Origin of the sequence: Desulfoluna butyratoxydans (assembly GCF_900699765.1) — a bacterium.
In the GTDB taxonomy this organism is placed as follows: Bacteria; Desulfobacterota; Desulfobacteria; order Desulfobacterales; family Desulfolunaceae; genus Desulfoluna; species Desulfoluna butyratoxydans.
This window is the reverse complement of sequence record NZ_CAADHO010000015.1, coordinates 108,085-113,718: the sequence shown is the minus strand read 5'-3', so window position 1 is coordinate 113,718 and position 5,634 is coordinate 108,085. Positions and strand designations below refer to the sequence as shown.

4 protein-coding genes are annotated in these 5,634 nt (G+C 55.0%); 1 reads left to right on the top strand and 3 read right to left on the bottom strand.

The window, feature by feature from the left end:
* Positions 1–271: 271 nt before the first annotated feature.
* From MSL71_RS25210 to MSL71_RS25200, 3 genes are all read right to left on the bottom strand, one after another.
* On the bottom strand, positions 272–841 hold the full coding sequence (locus MSL71_RS25210) for a cysteine hydrolase family protein (RefSeq protein ID WP_218951138.1): 570 nt from the start codon (positions 839–841) through the stop codon (positions 272–274).
* Between the two features lie 14 nt (positions 842–855).
* Positions 856–1,329: a methyltransferase family protein gene (locus tag MSL71_RS25205; protein ID WP_180146892.1), complete on the bottom strand. Its 474-nt coding sequence runs from the start codon at positions 1,327–1,329 to the stop codon at positions 856–858.
* A gap of 300 nt (positions 1,330–1,629) precedes the next feature.
* Complete coding sequence (locus MSL71_RS25200) at positions 1,630–3,327, bottom strand: acyl-CoA dehydrogenase family protein (protein ID WP_180146889.1); 1,698 nt, start codon at positions 3,325–3,327, stop codon at positions 1,630–1,632.
* A gap of 424 nt (positions 3,328–3,751) precedes the next feature.
* Here MSL71_RS25200 and MSL71_RS25195 point away from each other — a divergent pair, with 424 nt between their 5' ends.
* Entirely contained in the window at positions 3,752–4,915 is a 1,164-nt protein-coding gene (locus MSL71_RS25195) for a TetR family transcriptional regulator (RefSeq protein WP_180146886.1), read from the top strand.
* Positions 4,916–5,634 lie beyond the last annotated feature (719 nt).

Here is a 5,634-nt window from a genome sequence, read left to right as displayed (position 1 = left end):
GAGAGGCCCTAAAAAGCCAAAGGACAAGAAGGGTCATTGCTCGAAAAGCTCACATGTTTCAACCGCCAAGCTGATTTCGAAACGCAAAAAATAAAAGTACTACATTGAAAGGGCTGGGGCTAAGGGCTAAGGGCTAAGGGCTAAGGGCTAAGGGCTAAGGGCTAAGGGCTAAGGGCTAAGTAGCCGATTTTCGCAGCCTGTCAAGATGAAAGGCTGTATACCAAGGGCAGTTTTACTCACACCGCCACGTGATGCGACACCCTTCAGCCGTTCAGCCCCTTTCCAGAAAGGCCTGCGTATCCACGCAATGGACCCCGATGTTTGCAATATCAACCATATTGGCCGTGGCAATCTCGGGCGTACGGGCAGAGGCGGCGTCGGTGACCAGGGTCACATCATAGCCCAAAGCCACGGCATCAAAAATGGTGGCCCTGACACAGTTGGGGTATTGGGTGCCGCACACCACCAGCCTGCTGACAGCGAGCCGTCGGAGCATGAGATCCAGTTCTGTCTGCATAAACCCGCTGTACCGATTTTTCACCAGCCGATACTCACCGGAAACGGGCTCCAGCCCCGCCACAATGTCGCAGCCCCGGGTCCCTGGTACAACGAACCCGCCCGCATCTTTAAAGGCTTTCCTTCGGTTGGTCTCCACATCGCTCCCGTCGGCACGGTACTCCCGCACCACATGGAACACCGGCGCCTTGTCCCGCCTGAAGCGACCCAGGACTTTGGCGATATTGGGCACCGTCTCCAAGGCCCCCTCCACACACACCGGCGCTCCGGGAAGCACAAAATCGTTCTGCATATCAATGATCAGCAGGGCGGCTTCCTTCATCATGACAGCTCCTCTCCTTAGTCGCCTCTCAAGCGGTTCCAACGTGGAAAAAACCGTGGCGTCACCGCAGCATATTCGTCGTATGCCGCTCCGAACCGGGCCCGAATCGCCTTCTCTTCACGGCTCACAAGCAGGTGCCATGCGGGCCGGATCGCAAGGGGCCAGAAGAGCACCACCCATGAATTAAACGCAAGGGCAATGCCTGGGGCAATGCACCCAATCCAGGCGGCATACATGGGATGTCGGCACCACCCGAAGGGCCCCCGCGTACACAACTCACCATCCACCCACCACCGGGTGAGATTCTTAAAAACCAGGACATGGAGCACAGCCCCCACCACCACAAGCACACACCCGGCCACAACGGGAATCGTCCCGCTACCTGTGAGTTGAGGCTGCCCCATGATCCGATCCAGCCAGACCATGGCCCCGAGCATCAACAGACTGATCCCCGCTCCGGTGGGCCCGACGCCGAAAATTCGCCACAACATGAAACCTCCCTGATGTCTCATCCATATCAACATTGCCCGTTCCTCAAACGCTACCAAAAACAGGGGAAATCCACAACATCCCGAAGCTGTTGCAAGAAAAGGAGCAGACTGAGATATCGTGACGCTTCAGCTCGACATTGCCCCGCCCATGGGCTGGCCTTAAAACTCCTGAAGACCTTATAAACTGGGGTGGGACAGTATTCCCTCCATTGCGCTTAGCACCGGTGATAAACACAAAAAAACGGGCTGCCCTCTTTTGTGGGCAGCCCGCTCCTTACGCACTCATCTATTGAACCGGTATCAGTCCTTCATCTTGTACTGATCCTTCATGGCGTACACCTGCTCGGTCCAAATCTTGTTGAACCGCTCGGGGTTGGCAACAGGGCTCTTGACCATCTTCAGGCAGTACTCCTTCTGGGCCTCGCTGTTGCTGGGCTTGCCGTGGAGGGACACTGCGTACTTGGCAAAATCCCGGACCATGAAGTCGAAGATCTCTTCAATAAGGTCGTCTTCCACATCAAAGAGGGGCTTGGCTTCGAGGATCAGCTGGCCGTAGGCAACCAGGGTGAAGATATCCCCCACAGCAAGAAGATAATCGATGTCGCGGCCCTGGTCCTTGTCCGGGGTCGCCTTCATGAGAAACTCCTTGAAGGTGGCGATCTGCTCCTTGAAAACGTTGACGTTGGGAAGGTCCACGCTGTTGTACGCGATGGTGTAATCGTGGAACTGCACTTTGCCGAGGCCCTTGGTGGGACCCTGGTCGAAGAGGAAGTCGTCGTTGGCCGCGTCGGTTCGCAAGGGCACCTCGGGGAACTCCCCGGGGTTGAAGAAGTAGTTCTGCATGAACTTGACGATAAGGGCCATGTTCACATGAACCGTTCCTTCCAGCTTGGGCAGCATGCGAATTTCGTGGGCCACAACCTCAAAGAAGGGTTCCTTCTCAAAACCCTTGGCAGCAATGACATCCCAGAGCAGGTTAACCACCTCTTCGCCCTGGCAGGTGACCTTCATCTTCACCATGGGGTTAAAGAGCAGGTAACGTCGATCGGTCTCGGAAGCGCAGCGCATGTAATCCCGGGCACGCTCGGAAAAAAGCTTCATGGCCACAAGGCGGGCATAGGCGTCGGTGAAGAGGCGCTTCACATGGGGGAAATCCGTGACGTACTTGCCGTAGACATAGCGGTTGGCCGCGTGGTCGATGGCTTCGTAAAAGGCGTGGGTACACATGCCGATGGAACCCCAGCCCAGGTTGAACTTACAGATGTTGATGGTGTTGAGCATGTTGTCCCAGGCCTTGGGCCCCTTCTCCATGATGTCCCCTTCGGTGATGGGGTAATCGTGGAGGGCATACTCGGACACGTAGTTCTGCTCGTTGACCGTGTTTTTAATCAATTCATAGTTCTTGTGCTTGGAATCCACACCAAACCAGACGTACTCACCGGTGTCACTCATCTTGGCAAAGGTGGAAACGATGGAGGCCTCGTTGCCGTTGCCGATGTAGTACTTGTCTCCGTTGGCCTTGTATGTTCCGTCCCCGTTGGGGGTAAGCATCATGTCCGAGGAGTAGATGTCTGCGCCATGCTCTTTTTCCGAAAGGCCGAAAGCAAAAACAGCGCCCTCTTCCAGGAGCTTGGCAGTCTTATGCTTTATCTCTTCATTTGCACCAAGGAAAATGGGCCCCAGGCCGAGCATGCTCACCTGAAATGTGTACCAGTAGGTAATACCGTAAAAACCGGAAATTTCGGCAAACTCTGAGTTACGAAAGGTATCCCAGCGGGAATCATCCGCACCGTATCCCGTGGGGGTCATGAGGGTACCCAGGACCTTTTCCTGCTTCATAAACTCGACGAACTCGTAGTTCCAGGCCTTGTCATGCCAGTCTTTCTTCAAGGACTTCAAGCCCTTGTTCTCAAGAAACTCAATGGTCTTGGCCATCATGTTCCGGGTTTTTTCGTCCGCGTATTTCCGATCGAATTTCTGGGGATTCAGAAGTAACATTGTCTCTCCTCCTTACATCACAGACCCACGCCTGCAACAACACCATGTTATGGGATCGCCCGACGGCTATCGGAACAGCCCCTTCTCTCCATAATTTCTGAACCATGAATCATATATTATGATTTCATACCTGCGCCGTAAAACAATGTCAAGCTCCGATAACTTTATACACATACAGGTATTGCATTAGCCATGAACAACAATAATGGACCCATCAATCAGTTCCTACGGATTGTTTTGACCCTTCATCATCCTGTGCTATAGTCCCCAAAACCGGGACACATGTTTTCCATACCGTCATAATCCATGGGGCACCTTCACACCTGGGACCAGAAGGCGCCTTGCAACGACAGACTGCCCAGCAGCCCCCAGAGAACTCACCGCTGCATGGAACCCCTGCACCTGACCCAGGGCGGAGCTTTTCATGAATGATGCCAGCCAAACCGGAATGAAACTTCCCCAACTCGCCAAACAGAGTGGACTCAGCATATCCACCCTCTACGAATACCTAAGAAACGGGATCCTTCACCCCCCGGAACGCAAAGGCCCCACCAAGGCCATCTTCAATGAAAGCCACCTTGCACGTCTCAAGACCATCCGAGGCCTGCGGGAGAAGGAAAAACTCTCCCTTGCCGACATCAAGGAGAGGCTCCGCAACGACGGCGACAACACCGAAGAGGACGGGTCCAGCATCCGAAACCAGATCATCGATACCGCCCTTGCCCTCTTCTCCCGGAAGCACTACGACAAGACCAAGATAAGCGACATCACCGACGCCCTTCACATGGGCAACGGCACCTTTTACCGTTACTTCACCTCCAAGGAAGAGCTCTTCCTCCACTGCCTGGAGCGCCTCCCCAAGATCATGGTCTCACGGGAGACATGGAACGAGGTGAAACGGGAGACTGACTACATCACCAGGCTCCGAAAACGGGGCAACGCCATGCTGGGCTCCTTTCACAGCTACATCGGCATGCTCAACCACACCAAGCTGGTCCTGGGCGGAGAAGACACCCACCTCGCGGAAAAGGCATCGGAGTGCCTGAAGTCCCTGGCCACGCCCTTGCGCAAGGACCTGGACCAGGCCATCGCCAAGGGGCAGGTGCGCCCCCTGGACACCGACCTCACCGCCTATCTCTTGCTGGGAATCAACGAAATCTTCGGCCATCGTCTCCTCATGGATGACAACTACACCATCGAAGAGGGCTTTGATTTCATCGAAGAGTTTCTCCGGCACGCCCTGGCCTCGTCATCTCCCCCCACCCGGAAAACGTTCATCCTCACCCTCCGCACCGGAGAGACCATCACCATCTGCCCCGTCTCCTTCAACGGATCCCCCCGGTTCATGGGATCCGTGGGCGCAGGAAATCTGGAAGTGGCCTTCGACACCCTCTCCGCCATCACCTTCACCCACGACCAGAAGAACACCACCGCCCATATCCTCACCGACACAGGAAAAACAGGGGACCTCCTTGTCGATCCTGGCCATGAACTCTCGGGGACAACCGACCTGGGGGATTACACGGTCAGAGCGAAAGATATCCTTCGCATGGACAGAGAGAACAACCACGAACAAACAGGAAAATAACTATTCAACGTCTATAAAATGAAAAAAGGACACAAGTGCCCCTTATGTGAAGGAGACGCGTGACCGACGGCGTTGGGGATGTGAGGCAGGGTTCGCTTGCGCACCGCCGATAGATCGTAATGGCCATAAAAATCCATGTCCGTCGAGCCTTCACACGGCACAGAAAGGCAAAAGGCGTTGGCCTTCGGAACGTATGGTGCGCAAGCGCACCATACAGGCGGTCACAAGCCAAGATGTTAAGGTGTTAAGGGCTCAGGCAAAATACAGCCGGATGAAGTACCCGTCTATGGCTTGGACCAAGCCATAGATGAGCTGGAAGCTGCAGAACAACCAAAGTTAGAAAACATCGGTAACCAAGAGGCGGGTTCCGGGCTGCGCCCGGTGCCGCCTGAAGGCTTGCGGGGCAAGCCTTGCATGGCTTCGTCATGCAAAAAAACAAAAAGTGATGGACCCGGGAGAATTGAGGATAGACTAGGTGCGGGTAAACGGAGGCGGGTTGCCCCTTCGGGGCTGCCAGAAAACCTAAGAGCAGAAATACTCGTAACCTGAGGGCGGGTTCCAGGCTGCGCCTGGTGCCGCCTGAAGGCTTGCTCCGCAAGCCCTGCATGGCTTCGCCATGCCCAAAAAGCAAAAAAGCGATTGACCCGAAGAATTAAGGACAGTGTGGGTACGGCTAACCGGAGGCGGGTTGCCTCTTCGGGGCTGCCAGAAAACCTAAG